Origin of the sequence: Streptomyces sp. NPDC059224 (assembly GCF_042754285.1) — a bacterium.
Taxonomy (GTDB): domain Bacteria; phylum Actinomycetota; class Actinomycetes; order Streptomycetales; family Streptomycetaceae; genus Streptomyces.
The window spans coordinates 14691-28986 of the sequence record NZ_JBHZAN010000025.1 but is presented as its reverse complement, the minus strand read 5'-3'; the positions used below and the strand labels follow the sequence as shown (position 1 = coordinate 28986).

Sequence of the window (14296 nt, the reverse complement as noted above, 5' to 3'; positions counted from 1 at the left end):
GACATGTCCGAGCAGCAGATAGTCGTCCTCGACCCCACCGCCGGGAACCCGGAGGCCGAGCAACGGGTCCTGCGCGAGCGCGGCCCCGCCACGCGGGTGGACATCCTCGGTGTAGAGGCCTGGTCCGTCTCCGACCCGGCCCTCCTGAAGGAACTGCTCACCAGCAAGGACATCTCCAAGGACGGCCACGCCCACTGGCCGGCCCACGCCGAGACCGTGACCACCTGGCCGCTGGCCATATGGGTCGCGGTGAAGAACATGTTCACCGCCTACGGGCCGGACCACAGCCGCCTGCGCCGCATGATCGCCCCCGCCCTCTCGGCCCGCCGCACCGCCGCCCTCCAATCCGGCATCGAGACCCTGGTCACTGGCCTCCTCGACGACCTCGACAAGCTGCCCGCCGGCGAGAGCGTCGACCTGCGCGAACACCTCGCCTACCCGGTGCCCATCACCGTCATCGGGCAGCTCCTGGGCATCCCGGTGGACCAGCGCACCGAGTTCCGTTCCGTGGTCGACAACGTGTTCGCCACGCATCTCACCTCCGAGGAGCAAAAGGCCAACACCGCGGCCCTGTACGGTCTGCTGGACGCCCTCATCGCCGCCAAGCGGACCACGCCCGGCGACGACATGACGTCGGTGCTGGTCACCACCCGTGACGAGGAGGGTGACGGCTCCATCCTCAGCGACGCCGAACTGCGTGACACGCTCCTGCTGATGATCAGCGCCGGCTACGAGACCACGGCCAACGTCATCGACCAGGCCCTCACCATCCTGCTGTCAGACCCGGACCAGCTCGTTCACGTCCACGCCGGACGGTCCACTTGGTCGGACATCGTCGAGGAGACCCTTCGCTACGAGCCCCCGGTCAAATACCTCCCCCTGCGCTACGCGCTCGTCGACATCCCGCTCCCCGATGGCCAGACCATCCGCGCCGGGGACGCCATCCTCGCCGCCTACGCCGCCGCGAACCGCCACCCCTCCCTGCACAAGGACGCCGACCGCTTCGACGCCACCCGCCCCAGCAAGGAGCACCTCGCCTTCGGACACGGCGTCCACTTCTGCCTCGGCGCACCCCTGGCCCGCCTCGAAGTCACCACGGTCCTGCGCCTGTTCTTCGCGCGCTTCCCCGACGCCCAGCTCGCCATCGGACACGAGGAACTACAGCGGCTGCCGAGCCTGATCAGCAACGGACACACGGCCGTTCTGGTGCGCCTTCGCCCGATCACGACCAACTGACAGATCGCGACGAGGAAGTACGCCATGACCACCGCCGCCCAAGTGCAGCCACTCACCCCGTCCGAACGGCGGCTTGCCGTGCACGTGGTGAAGGGACTGACCGCTCGGGCGATCGCCTCCGAAGTCGGTCTCAGGCTGTCCACTGTCTATGCCACCTTGCGCAACGTGCGTTGGAAGCTGGGCTGCCCGGAGCGCTGTTCCCTCGCTGTCGTCGCACACCACATCCTCATCACCGGAGTCATCAGCATCCCGACACCAAAGCGGGCTGCTCCGCCCCTCGGCTCCGAGCAGATCAGCCTGCTCAGAGCCCTGACCCGTCACACCCTGCCCCTGTACATCGCCCGCGCCGCCAACATCGCCCCCGGCGACCTGCGGGCCGCGCTCGACCAGCTCCTCGCCGGCACCGGAGCGAGGGACATCACCGAGGCAGTGATCCTCGCGCACGGCTGGTGCTTGCTCACGGACAAGCAAGCCCGGGTGATCGCATGATCGAGCACACTCCGGTCGTACCGGTCAGGGGTCCTGAGACCGGACCTGGCCCCCGGTCACGGGCAGAGCGCGAACGCTTCGTAATGAGAGAGCTGCTGGCCGACCCGACACTGGTCGACCGTGCGGTCGAAGTCGTCCTCGGAGAGGACGAATCCGCTGAGAGCTGTCTGGCTGTCCCTCTGGGCGGGGCCAGAGTGGCCGGGCAGGTCACCGTAGCGGGCTGGACGCAGGCCCGCGATGTCCTCCTCGCTCTTGACGGGAAGCAGGGGTTCCCGAACCTGCGGGACCATGACAGCGGCGACGCCGATGAACCGTGCACCATCAGCTGGGGTCTGAACTCGGTGCTCGCCACACCGGATCAGCAGGCCCGGATGTGGGGTTACCACGAGGCCGGCAGGCGGGCGTTCGAGGACGAGATGAACCGGGAAGACTCCCGGATTCCTGTCACCCCGCTCCCGGACGCCGGTACGGGGCCTTCGGTCGCCGGTGTCTACGACGTGCTCCTCGACGGCCGGGACAACTACCTGGCGGACCGGGAGTTCGTGGAGTCGCTCCCGAGAGCCGATGCCGACGCCCTGACCGTCGCAGCCACCCTCAACCGACTGCACACGCCCAGCGTGATCGGCCATCTCACAGCACACGGCATCGACCAATTCCTCGACCTGGGATGCGGCCTCGTGCCCTGGCCCAGCCCGCGTTCGGACGAGTTCGAGCCGTACACGGCTCTCCAGGACATCGTGAGACGGCACAACAGCACGGCGCGTCTCGTCTACGTCGACTGCAACAGTCAAATTTTCGGAGGTCCTGCCCTGGATCAAATCCGACGAGACCGTCTCCGAGGTGATGGCCGTACTACGGGACGCGCTTCCGGCAGGCAGCGCGGTGTCCATCGTCCACGCCACCGACCTCGAACCGAACAAGATGAGCAGATTCACCGCTCGCTTCGGCGCCGCGGGCATCGCCTTCCGGCCACGCGATGCAGCCGCGTTCACGGAACTGTTCGGGGACTGGCATGTGGAGCCGCCTGGCCTGGTACCGCCGCACCGCTGGCACCCGGCACACCCCTACGCCCACCTCGAGCCACACATAGCAGGGTCTCTTGCCGGACTCGCCTTCAAGCCTCATACGCCAACCACCCAGTCAGCCGAGGAAAAGACATCGTGACCCCGCCCACGACCAGCGCACCGATCACCCCTCTGACACCGGCCCTGCAGAACGTCGCCGAATACCTCGCGCGTGGTGTCACCCCCGCAAAAATCGCCGCAGAGATGGGGCTGTCACAAGCCACCATCCGTCAGTACATCCGCAACATCCGCGAGTACCTCCACTTCCCGCGCCGCTGCGGGCTCCCCGTGATCGTGCACAGCCTGATCGCTACTCGGCAGGTGGCCACTCCCACGGCGGACAGGCCCACGCCGGACCTCGGCACGGACCAGCTGCTGCTCCTGCGAGCCGTGGCCGTGCACAGCGACAGCCGCGACATCGCCGTCGCCGCCAAGCTCGCACCGGCCGACCTGCCCGCCGCCCTGGACCGGCTCCTCGCCGCCACGGGCGCACCAGATCCCACCCAGCTGGTGATCCTGGGGCACAGCTGGGAGCTGCTGACGGCCGCTCAGACTCCCGCGGCACGGAACGGAGCGAGCCAGTGACCCGGTCCACGTCTCCTGCTGCCGGTGAGGACCGCTCCGCTCCCGTCCCGTTCACGCGGACGCCGCCGTCCGCGATCTACGAGATGCGCACGCTGAGCACCGCGGCCGAGCTCGAAGAGGCGGCCGCCCTCGTCCAGGACCGCGAGCGCTGGCTCACCCTGCACGGTCTCCCCATCCCCGCTCACGCCGACATCCCCGCCCGGTTCCGCGATGCGCAGCGCATGTCTGCCGGGCTGTTCGAGGACGGACGGCTGCTGGCCTGCATGATCCCCGAACACACCCCGGACATCGGATGGGGCCAGGGTCCGTGCCTCTTCCTCCGCCACGTCCACACCCTGTCCGGCCAGCCCGACGACACCTCCCGCCTGGTCACTCTGTGGGCGTCCGACTTCGCCGCCCGGCACGATCTCCCTGTCGTACGGGCCGAGACCCTCGCCCGCCATGCTCTCGACGCCGAGCCCCTCGCAGCACTCTTGCGTCGTCTCACCGACACCGGCTGGAAAGTGTGCGGATCCGGCCCTGGACGCGACAGAGACCGAGTCGCCCGCCTCCAGCTTCCCGCCGAGCTCCGCCCCGGTCTTCGCGCGCTGATCAGCTCCCAGGTCCGCGCGCCTCAGCCGGCACCCGACAGCCGGAGCAGCGCGTGACTGCCGACAACCCGCTGAGGCCGGACATCGCCCGCGAGCTGATCGCCCGCGCCTTGGAGTCAGCCGCGCACCGGGCCATGCGCGTGCGCGACCAGATCGATGCTGTCCAACTAGGCCGGGGCCGGCACACCGATCACGCGAACAGCCGGGTGCTGCGCCGGATCCTGGCCGAGCACGACTGGCCCGGTCACCGGCTCGTCGGCATCGACGGCTCCCGTGCCGCGTGGAGCATCGCCCTGCACAGCAACGACGACCCGCCCTTCCAGCGCGCGGCGGCCACGCTGCTGGGACGTGCGGTGCAGGCCGGCGAGGCGCCCATCCAGCACTGGGCGCACCTACACGACCGCGCACTCATCACCAACGGATGCGACCAGGAGTACGGAACTCAACTCCTGCTCGACGCCGACGGCATCGGGCTATGCCCGCTCCGCGCACCGGAGTCCGTCGACGCGCGTAGGGCCACGGTGGGCCTGCCGCCGATTGCTGTCGCTCTGACGGCGGTGCGTCGGCGGTACTCCGCTGACCACTCCGAACACCTGCTGTTCCCACCTCAGGCCGAGGCCAGCACAGCGTGCAAGACCCTTGCTCATACCAGCCGGACTACCGGAGTGATGCCGTGGTTCACAGGCAGAACCCGCGTGGGAACCGAAGGCGGACACCGTGGTGCCGCATCCGCTCAGGAACGCCGACTGGTCGTGGCCCTGTGACCCAGTCCACGCTGGAGACGCACCGTCCCCTACTCCCACCCATCAGACCGCGGCTTCTGCTTCAATCCACCAGCCACAACACCGCGGCACCCAAAAGTAGCGTGGAGCTCCCTGAACCAGCCTTGAGGGAGTGGGCTGAACACGTCCTTGGGCAGAGAGTCCAATGGCATGGGGTATCCGGCCGATCGGACGGCAGCCGGGTGTGGCACCTGGCTGGCTGTGACGGAGGACGCGGCTGGTATCTGAAGGTCCACGCAAACCTGAGGCTTCATGCTCACCAGGTGCAGGCGTATCTCACCTGGGTGCCACGCCTCGGAGCAGCCGCGCCCCGTCTGGTCGCCGTCGGGGACGGGCACCGAGCAGTGCTCGTCACTGCCGTACCCGGGCGAGCCGGACAGCACGTCGAGGTGACTCGTGAACAGGAGCAGGAACACGTCCGGCGCATCGGTGCTCTGGCCGGGCAAATCCATGCGATAACTCCGCCCAGACCGGCCCCAATCGGATGCGGACCCTCCCGCCACGAGACTGAATGGCATCTGGAACAGTGCCGCGACTATCTCGACGCGGCCGACTCGGAGTTCATGCGTTGCACTCTCGACCAGGTACTGCGGCTTCCGGCACCACAGTGGGTCCAGACACACGGCGACTTTCGGCTTGGCCACCTCGTCGTGGACGACGACACGCTGTCCGTGATCGACTTTGAACGCAGTCGTCCGGGGCCTGCCGTTTCAGACCTGGCACGGCTGGCTGAGGTCTGGGCGGGGAGGCCCGACCTGTATGACCACCTACTCACTGGCTACGGCCGTGGGTTGGACGCCGTCGACAGAGTCCGTCTGGTCATGGAGGCGTCTCGGCATGCTCTCGCACAGGTCCGTGCGGGCGCCAGGCGTGGCGACTGCGCGCTCGTCAGCCGTGGTCGTCGCACGCTACGCCACTTGCGCGCTTCCTCCAGCCGAGCGCCTGGTCAGGCTGCCGCAGAACAGCGTAGGAGCTCCACGCAGGGGCCGTCGACGCTGCCGGGAGACCGCCGGAGGACCGAAGGCACTGCTGTCGCGGCGGGACCACGACAAGGTGCGGCGTCCTGCAGACGGCCGACTGGCAGCGGCTGATGCCTGACCACGACTTCGCACGACTGGCGGCCGTTTCAGCAGCGCGCCGCTACGGGATGGCCGCCTCCTTCGACATAGGGGACTGGGGAAACGAGTGAGCGCGAACATCGTTTTGATGTCCGATCGGGGAGTGGCTGCGATCCCTCTACGGGATTGCGGCGAGGACCTCGTCGACGTCCGCACGACCGGCCTGCAGGTCGAGGGCCGCAAACAGGACGAGGCAGGGGCCTTCGCCTACGTCCGACAGCGTGTCCTGACCCGGCTGTTGCACGCGCAGTCGCTGCTGCCCATCGGGGTATTCCTGCTGTTCGTCGAGGGCTACCGCCCGCCAGCTCTCCAGCGGCGCTACTTCGAGGACTACTCCGAGCAACTGGGCGCCGCTCACCCCGACTGGCAGGCCAACCTCCGCGAGGCCGCGAATTGCATCGTTTCGCCTCCAGAGATCGCGCCGCACACCGCCGGCGCGGCTGTCGACGTGACGCTCGTCGACCACCGCGGCCGCGAGTTGGACATGGGCACGCGCGTGAACGCCAGCCCGGAGGAGAACGGCGGTACCTGCTACACCGACACCCCTGGTCTCAGCGACCGGGCCCGGACGAACCGGTCCACTCTCAAGGCCGCAATGTCCGCAGCCGGACTGATCAACCATCCGACCAAGTGGTGGCACTGGAGCTTCGGCGACCGGTACTGGGCGCTGCAGACCGGGCAGCCGGCCGCCGTGTACGGGCCGGTCGAACTGCCGCAGCATTACCAGCCCGCCAGCCGTTGCACGCACCCGGACCTCGTGCGCCGTCCAGAAATGAGCACCACCGTGTCCCCCGCCCCGTCCGCCTGCGGCACCCGTCTGCCGGTCCAGCCGGCGTCGCGCAGTGCCTACACCGTCCTGCCCGGCGTTGCCGGTATGGCCTACCGCACGCTGATCTGCGCCCTGAACAGTCACGATGAACAAACCGAGCATGCCGCTGTCGCCCGCCCACTTCACCCGCCGCAGACGCGAGCGGTGTGGGCACACTGGGGCAACGGCGCCCCGTCCCACGCGGTCCACGAAGCGTGCCGGCGCACCGGCCGCCCGACGTGCGCGCTGTTCACCGGCCACCCGGGCCTGTGCACGCCGGCCTTCGCCAACACCCCGTCACCGGACGCGACGCGTGTAAAGCGGATCGGCGACGCGCTCGCCGTCCTGGACCGGGAGGAGCTTCTCGACCCGCAGGGGGTGTGGAAGGCGGCGCACGATGCCGCTTTGCTTACCTGGGACGAGCTTCGTGCACGGGGGGTCTGGGAGCAACTTCGGCCGTGGGACCAAGCCGCCGTGTACTGGGCTATCAGCCAGGTCACCGCTCTGGGACCGGCAGGCCGCGGCCGAGCCGCAGCAGGGCAGCATCTCGCACGCGATGTACGAGAGCTGACCGGGCTCTGGGCCTCGGGCCGACCGGCCGGCCTGCCGGGCGGAGGCAAGGCGGCCGAGGTGTGGGAGCTGTTCGCGCTCCTTCCGCAGGCGTGGCAGACGCTCGTCCTGGGCGACCACAGGGTCGTGCCGCTGGGGTCGGCGCCCCTCGACACGGCGATCCGTGATGCTTCGGCCCAGGCTGCCGCCGGTCACGCGCCGCCCGCACCCGGATCGCGGGACCGCAGCAGGCGGGATGACGAGAAAGCACGTAAGCGGGGCGCCGAAGAAGCGCCCCGGTTGGCACGGCTGCCCTACGGGTGGCGGGTCGACGGGATCCGGCGGGCCGTCCTGGGCCGGAGAGAGCTCTCGGCGGGCGCGGCCGTCATGGCCATCAACACGCTGCCCGGATACGGCATATCCCTCCAGCGCTCCGGCCCGGACACGCCCTGACCGCCTTCCCCACCACGCCCACCCACCCCGCTAAGTGCAAGGCCTGGAGTACCTGAATGTCCGTGCGGAGGTCGACGCCCAGGCCCGATGGCACCTTCGCCCGGCAGCAGCCGCCGTCGGGCGCGCCTACAGGTCGTTCCAGACCTCCTTGCTCGACCTCCATGCGATCGTCACCTCACGTGGCCAAGCCAGCCGCGCAGGGCACCTGGCTGCTCCGCCTCAACCTTGCTGCCGACGGCCCCGCCACGGGCGACCCGGAACATAAGACCCCAGAACGCGACGCCTTCCTTGACCACGTCTCAATGTTCGACCAGCCTCCAGCTCCCGCACACAGCAAGCCGGACCAGGCCGGTGTGCGGAACTGGCAGCAGGACCCACTGCTGTCGACGCTACGCGACGTCGGCGGCTGCCTCGCCGTGATCTTGATGGGCGTTCTCATCACCGTGCTCGTTTCGGCGGCCCGCAGTCTTTGGCCGCTGACACCCGACGGGCACGAGACAGGCCCAGTGCCCGTCCCAACCAGCTCGGAGCGTCCGCGACCGGGGGGTGCGGCACCTCGGCCGCCTGGGGGCCTATGCGGCCGTACCGTCCGGGCGGATCGGCTCCGGGAGGGTTCGCAGGCGCTCGGTGAGTTCAGCTGCTGGAGTGACTGTCGCGCCATCGAGCAGGCGGCCGAGTCGCGCCAGACGGAGACGAGAGGTCGCGCGAAGGCGGGGTGGTGGGATGAGGTCGAGTACTCCGAGCGCGCGAGCGGCGGCCTGCTCCGGGGCGTCGCGGGCTTCGGCCAGTGCAAGGACGAGGGTGGCAGCCACCCAGCCGGGAGTCTGCTCCGGTGCGGCGGCCACCGACTGGCGGGCCACATCGGCGGCCCGGTCGCCTCGTTCGAGCGTCAAGTACGCCTCAGCAACGTGGAGACGGTGTTCTGCGAGGTCGTACCCGAAGCGGCCGGGCATCCCCACGCCGGACGCCATGATCGAGTCACTCTCTGCGATGACGTCATCGGCCTCCGACCCCCGGTCGAGAGCCGCCAGTGTGGGAAGGAGGGCCCAGCCGAGGAGTTGGGCGCGGCGCAGGCCCGCTGGCGCGTGCTGGAGGCCGTAGTCAGCGTGTCCGCGTGCGTGGTCCCAGTCCTGTCGGGCAGCGGCGACCATGGACAGCGCCCCACTGGCCCAGGCGGTCAGCGCCGGCTCCTGGGTGGACTGGCCGAAGGTGGAGGCGAGGGTGAGGTGTGCCCGCGCGCCTGGCCGGTCGTCCAGGTGGAAGCACAAGTTTCCGAGGAGGGCGGAGAGCCAGCCGACTTGGCGGCGGAGGCTCTGGCCGATCGCGGGCTCAGCGGCTGCGACGGAGGCGGACAGCAGGTTTCGGGTGTCCCGAACTTCGCCGAAGAGGACGGCTGGGGGGTGCTTGCTGTAGTTGAGGGCGTAGTGCTCCACGGCCGATTCGGCCAGCTCGACGATGGCCGGGGAGCCTCCGGGCGCGTCCATGACGGCCCATTGGACGGATTCGCGGATGGCGGGAAGCCCGCTGGCGGTCGTCATGAATCCCTTTCGGCCGGTGGTCGTCTCCTCGCGCTGGTGCTGACCGTAGTGGAGGGAGGGCGGGGACGTGCAGGTGCTACACCACAGGCAGCGTGTCTCAAGGCCCAGCTGGTCAGGTCGGGCACCGTAGGCCCGGGAGATCATCAGCCGGTATTCGTCCCCGGGTTCTTCCTGCCCGTGCTCGTAGCGGCACAGCCTGGCCGACGTCAGGCCGGGCGGCAGGAGGCCGTCCTGGCGGTACGCGGCGGCCACCTCCCGGATGGCTTGGGGCCGCGACCAGCCCAGTGCCAGGCGCCATGCTTCCAGGGCCGTGAGTTCGGGGAGCGCCACCCGCAAGGTGGTGACGATCCGCTCCTGCGAGTGCCCGTCTCGCTGGCACTGAGCACGAATCCTGGACGCCTCCCGCTGGATTTCCGCCCGTCGACCTCGGGTGATTGCGCCCATCGCCCGTCTCCCTGCCGTCTCGTCGCGTGCTCGGTCCGCATCGGCGCTCGCGGGCACCGGGCGGTCATTGCGTGGCCAGGTCAATGTTCCTACGGCAGGGCGGCAATGACGGCCAGTCAGCCGAAGATGCACCTTGGTTCGGCAGCCATGGTCCTGCACCGGCCCCTCGACACAACCAGCCTGCCGTCACCCTCCACCGCCATGTGGGCGCCTGCCGTGCTCACGTCAGCCCGCGGCCGCAGCCCACCCACGATCGCCGCAAACCCGGCCGACGCACTCCACCAGTGCGCATCACCGTCAGCGAGACACAAGAAGGGACTCAGACAGATGACCAAGCCATCATCGAAGTACGCGGTTCTCATCGCCTCCGGAGGCATGGACAGCACCGTGACCGCGTACGAACTACGCGCACGCGGCAGCGAGGTGTCCTTGCTGTCGTTCGACTACGGACAGCGGCACCGCACCGAGCTGGATCACCTCGGGAAGATTGCGGAACGGCTCGGCGTTCCGCATCAGAGCGTCGACCTCACGGACGTCGGACGGCTCCTTGGGGGATCCGCTTTGACCGACGCGTCGGTCGAGGTGCCCGACGGCCATTACAGCGACCAAAGCATGCGCAGCACGGTCGTGCCCAACCGCAACATGATCATGCTGTCGATCGCCGCCGGGGTAGCAGTCTCGCGCGGAGCCGACATCGTGGCCTTCGGCGCGCACGCCGGGGACCACCCGATCTACCCGGACTGCCGGCCGACGTTCTTCGAACAGCTCGGCAAGGCCGTCCAGGCCGGCAACGAGGGCTTCCTCGCGGACGGGTTCCGGCTCGAAGCCCCTTTCCTGCACCTGACGAAGGCGGACATCGCGCGCCGCGGGCACGAGCTGGGCGTGCCGTTCGAGCTGACCTGGTCCTGCTACAAGGGCGGCAGCGTGCACTGCGGCACGTGCGGCACGTGTGTCGAGCGCAGGGAAGCGTTCACGCTGGCCAGTGTCGCCGACCCGACCGAGTACGCGGACCGCGCGGAGCCGGAGGCCTCCCGGTGAGGGGCCTGTGGCGCATCGGCAAACTCTTCCGCTTCGAGGCGACCCGCGACCTGGACGGCCAGGACGACGGTCACTCCTTTACCGTCGAAGCAGTGCTCTCCACGGACACGCTGGACGACGTCGGCTTCGTGGTGGACTTCGGCCGCCTGGCGCCACTGGGGAAGCACATCGACACCGTCCTTGACCATCAGTTCCTCAACAACCGCGTCCCCGACGCCACCGACGTCGGTCTGGGCGCGTACCTGGCCGAATGGGCGCGCGCGCACCTCGCAGCGGAAATCGGTGCCGCACTGACGGAGGTGCGTATACGCACCGGCCGGCCTGTAGTGCCGACCGACGAGTTCGCCGTCAGGTTCGAGGCCACCCACCACCTCGACGGGCTGTCCGCTGGGCATCAGTGCGGTCGGCGACATGGCCACTCCTATCTCGTGACGGCGTGCGACGCCGATGGCAGGCCCACCGTGGTCCCGAAGAAGCTGCGTCGGCACATTGAGGACCTGGACGGCACGGTCCTCAACAAGACGGTGCCGTTCAACCCGACCTCCGAGCTCCTGTCGGCATACCTCCTGGAGCAGCACGCGGATGGGCCTGCCGCGATCCGGGTCTCGGAGACGGAGACCAGTTGGGCGGAGTACACGAGGTGGACGCCGTGACGAGTCCTCAGATCGCTGGCACTGTTCCTGAGGACCTGCTCCCGGTACAGGAGATCTTCGGGCCCGTCCCCCAGGGCGAGGGGCCGTACACGGGCCGGGCTTCGTGCTTCATCCGCCTGGGACGGTGCAACTTGCACTGCCCGCCCTGTGACTCGAAGCGGACGTGGGACACCAGCCTCTACGACCTGGCGCAGACGTGCCCGCCGCGCTCCGCCGAGGACATCGTCCAGACCGCCGGCGAGCACGGAGCCCGATCGGGGCTGACGGTGGTCTCGGGGGGTGAGCCGCTGCTGTGGCAGCGCACCGCGGCGTGGCAGCAGATGCTCTCGGAGTTACCCGGGGACGTACACATCGAGACCAACGGCACGATCTCGCCGAACGACTTCACCGCCGGCCGTGTCGCCCACTTCAGTGTGTCCCCGAAGATCGGTCGCATGGCTGCGGCCGACCCCGCCAAGCGACGTATCCGCACCGCCGTCCTGGCCGACTTCGCCGGTCTGGCGCAGCAGGGGAAGGCAGCTTTCAAGTTCGTGGCCGCCGACGACGGCGAGGTCGAGGAAGCAGCTCAGCTCGTCCGGGAGAGCCTGATCCCCCACGACCGGGTGTGGATCATGCCGCTGGGAGAGGACGACGCCGCCTGGACCGCTGCCGGCCGGGGCATCGTCAAGCAGGTCATGGACCACGGCTTCAACTTCTCCGGCCGTCTGCACCTGACTCTGGGGGTCCGATGACCGCGCCCTCAGAGCGTCAGCTCACCGGGAGGTCCACTGCGTCGCCGTGCGGTCTTGTGGTGGTCGGCTGCTCCCGGCGGAAACTCCCCGGCACTGAGCGAGTACCTGCCCTCGATCTCTACCAGGGCTGGTGCTTCCCGCAGCTGCGCGAGCGCGTCGCCGACCACCCCGAATACCGGTCGAGGACCCTGGTTTTGTCGGCCCGCCACGGCCTGCTCGGTGCCGACGAGCCGATCGAGCCGTACTACCACGTACTCACGCCTGAGCGGGCCTTGAGCCAGCGCGACCTTGTGAGCGCCGCGCTGGCTGAGCACCTGGAGCGGAACCCCGCGCGAGAGGCTCTGTTACTCCTGGAGCCGCTGTACTTCCAGATGCTCGGGCTGCCGCCGCTGCCGGTCGTGCACGTGGTGAGCGACCCGATGGCGCACTGGCCCCAAGTCGAGCGCGTGCTGGACGGGTGGGGATGGGCGGCGTGACGCCTGCACACGCGCGTGTCTTCGAGGGCAAGCGGATCTGGGCCATGAGCCAGGACTCTTTCCTCGCCGCGGCAGCGCTCATCGCCGCGCACGAGGCGAGCTTCGTTCCCGAACTCGTCGTCGGCCTCGCCCGCGGCGGCGTTCCTCTTGCCCTGGAGACCGGCCGCATCCTCGGTATCCCGGCCGTCGAGATCCGAGCCCGGCACAACGTCTCCGACCTGGTTGGCATCCAGGCAACCGGCGAGGTCGAAGTGGACGAGGCCGCTTTGCTGACCGCTGTCGCAGGGGCCGGGCGCGTTCTGGTCGTCGACGACATCTGCGGCTCTGGCGCCACCCTGCAGGCCGTCGCCTCGCTCCTGTCCGGCGCCGGTGTCGCGGCGCGCACCGCCGTGCTGTGCCGCAACGAGGGTGCCGACTTCCCCCTGGACATCTGGGTGTGGCCGGTCGCCGACTGGGTCGGCTTCCCCTGGGAGGACCCGCCGCCGCCCGACAGCATCCCTCTGCCCCACCCGCGACAGGTCCACACCGCTCAGGAGGCCCGGTGACCAGCATTAGCATGCCCCGTACGATCGCCTTCGTTCTGTTCTCCTACGCGCCCGGCGAGCCGGCCGGGTACGAACGCGCCGTCGGCGCCCTCGCCGAAGGATGCCGCCAGCTCGGCATCACTCCGCTGATCGTCACCTCCGGGCCTGCCGGACCGGGGGACGCCGACCACCCGGACATGGTCCGTTTGTCCTCCCTGACGCTGCCGCGCCCAATCCTCAAGCCCGACATCCTCGCCGCGCTGGAGGACCCCGAGCCGGTACGCGTCGAACTGCGGCGCCTGCTTGCGGACCACGAGGCCGACCTCGTCGTGTGGGTCGATGCTTTGTACGGGCTGGGTTACCTGGACGCCGCGCCCGAAGGCGTGCCGACGATCCTGCAAGTCCACAAGGTGCGCGGCGACGAGTACTTCGATCAGGCGATCGCGGCGGCCACGACCGTATGTCCGATCAGCCCGTTCATGGAGAGCGAGGCCCGCGAGCAGGGCTACGACACCTCCGCTTGGACGATCGTGCCCAATGCCTTGTTCGCGCCGGCTCAGCCCGCGGTGTACGAGGAGCGCGAGCGGCTCCGCACGCAGGGGCCCGTGCGGATCGTCTCCCGGGCCGAGCCGTACAAGGGGCTCGCCGAACTGCTGGAGGCGCTGCCAGCCGACTGGACCCGCCCGGTCGAGCTCGTCCTGGCGGCCGCCGGGTTCGAGTACTGGCCGGGGATGCAGGACGAAGTGTTCGCCGCCGTCCGCGCGGCCGCGGTCAAGCGCCCGGACGTCGTCACGGTCCGGCAGGCGCTGCCCTGGCAGGAGGTCCAGCCGTTCTTCGCTGGCGCAGCGGCCACGATCATCGCCTCCTACGAGCCGGAGACCTTCTGCAACGCCGCGGCCGAGGCCATGTCCACCGGCGCCCCGGTCGTGGGCATCGGCATCGGCAACCTGCCCCACCTCGTCGGCCAGGGCGGAGTCATGGTGAGCGCCGAACAGGGCGCGAACGGGATCTGGCCGGCCCTGTCCGAACTGCTAGAAGACGCCGACCGATACCACGAGGCCTCCCGCAACGCCGTCCTGCGCACCGCCTTTCAGGCCCCCTCCGAAGTCGTCCGGCAGTTGCTCGCCACCGTCAACGCCCGTCCTCACTGATCCCAAGCGTCACCTTGTGCAGCCGCCCCCTACCGGGTGGCCCCGTTCCGCTCCCACGGCAAGAGGA

General features: G+C 69.4%; 15 protein-coding genes and 1 pseudogene. 15 read left to right on the top strand and 1 reads right to left on the bottom strand.

What is annotated here, in order from left to right; genetic code table 11:
* Positions 1-3: 3 nt before the first annotated feature.
* The 9 genes and pseudogenes from ACFXI4_RS27105 to ACFXI4_RS27065 all read left to right on the top strand — a co-directional run bounded on the left by ACFXI4_RS27105 (position 4) and on the right by ACFXI4_RS27065 (position 7674).
* Positions 4-1236, top strand: coding sequence for a cytochrome P450 (locus ACFXI4_RS27105; RefSeq protein WP_384995579.1), 1233 nt, complete (start codon positions 4-6; stop codon positions 1234-1236).
* A 24-nt stretch (positions 1237-1260) separates the two neighbouring features.
* A complete protein-coding gene (locus ACFXI4_RS27100; protein ID WP_384995577.1) occupies positions 1261-1725 on the top strand; it encodes a LuxR C-terminal-related transcriptional regulator in 465 nt (154 codons plus the stop codon).
* Positions 1722-2450 (top strand): annotated as a pseudogene (locus ACFXI4_RS27095) (DUF6302 family protein); the annotation flags it as partial. The gene ACFXI4_RS27100 and the pseudogene ACFXI4_RS27095, both read left to right, overlap by 4 nt.
* Positions 2451-2568: 118 nt before the next feature.
* Positions 2569-2889, top strand: coding sequence for an SAM-dependent methyltransferase (locus tag ACFXI4_RS27090; protein ID WP_384995916.1), 321 nt, complete (start codon positions 2569-2571; stop codon positions 2887-2889).
* Positions 2886-3374: a LuxR C-terminal-related transcriptional regulator gene (locus ACFXI4_RS27085; RefSeq protein ID WP_384995914.1), complete on the top strand. Its 489-nt coding sequence runs from the start codon at positions 2886-2888 to the stop codon at positions 3372-3374. Before ACFXI4_RS27090 ends, ACFXI4_RS27085 begins: the two co-directional genes overlap by 4 nt.
* Positions 3371-4021 carry a hypothetical protein gene (locus ACFXI4_RS27080; RefSeq protein ID WP_384995575.1) on the top strand — a complete coding sequence of 217 codons (651 nt, stop codon included), beginning with the start codon at positions 3371-3373 and terminating at the stop codon, positions 4019-4021. Before ACFXI4_RS27085 ends, ACFXI4_RS27080 begins: the two co-directional genes overlap by 4 nt.
* Positions 4018-4728 carry a DUF6624 domain-containing protein gene (locus ACFXI4_RS27075; protein ID WP_384995572.1) on the top strand — a complete coding sequence of 237 codons (711 nt, stop codon included), beginning with the start codon at positions 4018-4020 and terminating at the stop codon, positions 4726-4728. Before ACFXI4_RS27080 ends, ACFXI4_RS27075 begins: the two co-directional genes overlap by 4 nt.
* Positions 4638-5837 carry a phosphotransferase enzyme family protein gene (locus ACFXI4_RS27070; RefSeq protein ID WP_384995569.1) on the top strand — a complete coding sequence of 400 codons (1200 nt, stop codon included), beginning with the start codon at positions 4638-4640 and terminating at the stop codon, positions 5835-5837. The genes ACFXI4_RS27075 and ACFXI4_RS27070 overlap by 91 nt, the downstream gene beginning before the upstream one ends.
* 94 nt (positions 5838-5931) lie before the next feature.
* Entirely contained in the window at positions 5932-7674 is a 1743-nt protein-coding gene (locus ACFXI4_RS27065) for a M15 family metallopeptidase (RefSeq protein WP_384995566.1), read from the top strand.
* A 572-nt stretch (positions 7675-8246) separates the two neighbouring features.
* On the opposite strand, the gene ACFXI4_RS27060 is transcribed toward ACFXI4_RS27065, so the two are convergent.
* Positions 8247-9542: a Twin-arginine translocation pathway signal gene (locus ACFXI4_RS27060; RefSeq protein ID WP_384995911.1), complete on the bottom strand. Its 1296-nt coding sequence runs from the start codon at positions 9540-9542 to the stop codon at positions 8247-8249.
* Positions 9543-9983: 441 nt separating this feature from the next.
* On the opposite strand from ACFXI4_RS27060, the gene queC reads away from it, so the two are divergent.
* From queC to ACFXI4_RS27030, 6 genes are read left to right on the top strand one after another with little or no spacing between them, the layout of a single operon-like run.
* Positions 9984-10694: a 7-cyano-7-deazaguanine synthase QueC gene (queC, locus tag ACFXI4_RS27055; protein ID WP_384995563.1), complete on the top strand. Its 711-nt coding sequence runs from the start codon at positions 9984-9986 to the stop codon at positions 10692-10694.
* Positions 10691-11347 (top strand): 6-pyruvoyl tetrahydropterin synthase family protein, encoded by a 657-nt coding sequence (locus ACFXI4_RS27050; RefSeq protein WP_384995560.1) that lies wholly within the window; start codon positions 10691-10693, stop codon positions 11345-11347. The genes queC and ACFXI4_RS27050 overlap by 4 nt, the downstream gene beginning before the upstream one ends.
* Entirely contained in the window at positions 11344-12078 is a 735-nt protein-coding gene (locus tag ACFXI4_RS27045; RefSeq protein WP_384995557.1) for a 7-carboxy-7-deazaguanine synthase QueE, read from the top strand. The genes ACFXI4_RS27050 and ACFXI4_RS27045 overlap by 4 nt, the downstream gene beginning before the upstream one ends.
* A complete protein-coding gene (locus tag ACFXI4_RS27040; protein ID WP_384995555.1) occupies positions 12075-12554 on the top strand; it encodes a DUF6884 domain-containing protein in 480 nt (159 codons plus the stop codon). Before ACFXI4_RS27045 ends, ACFXI4_RS27040 begins: the two co-directional genes overlap by 4 nt.
* Positions 12551-13099: a phosphoribosyltransferase gene (locus tag ACFXI4_RS27035; protein ID WP_384995552.1), complete on the top strand. Its 549-nt coding sequence runs from the start codon at positions 12551-12553 to the stop codon at positions 13097-13099. The genes ACFXI4_RS27040 and ACFXI4_RS27035 overlap by 4 nt, the downstream gene beginning before the upstream one ends.
* Complete coding sequence (locus ACFXI4_RS27030) at positions 13096-14229, top strand: glycosyltransferase family 4 protein (protein WP_384995550.1); 1134 nt, start codon at positions 13096-13098, stop codon at positions 14227-14229. The genes ACFXI4_RS27035 and ACFXI4_RS27030 overlap by 4 nt, the downstream gene beginning before the upstream one ends.
* Positions 14230-14296 lie beyond the last annotated feature (67 nt).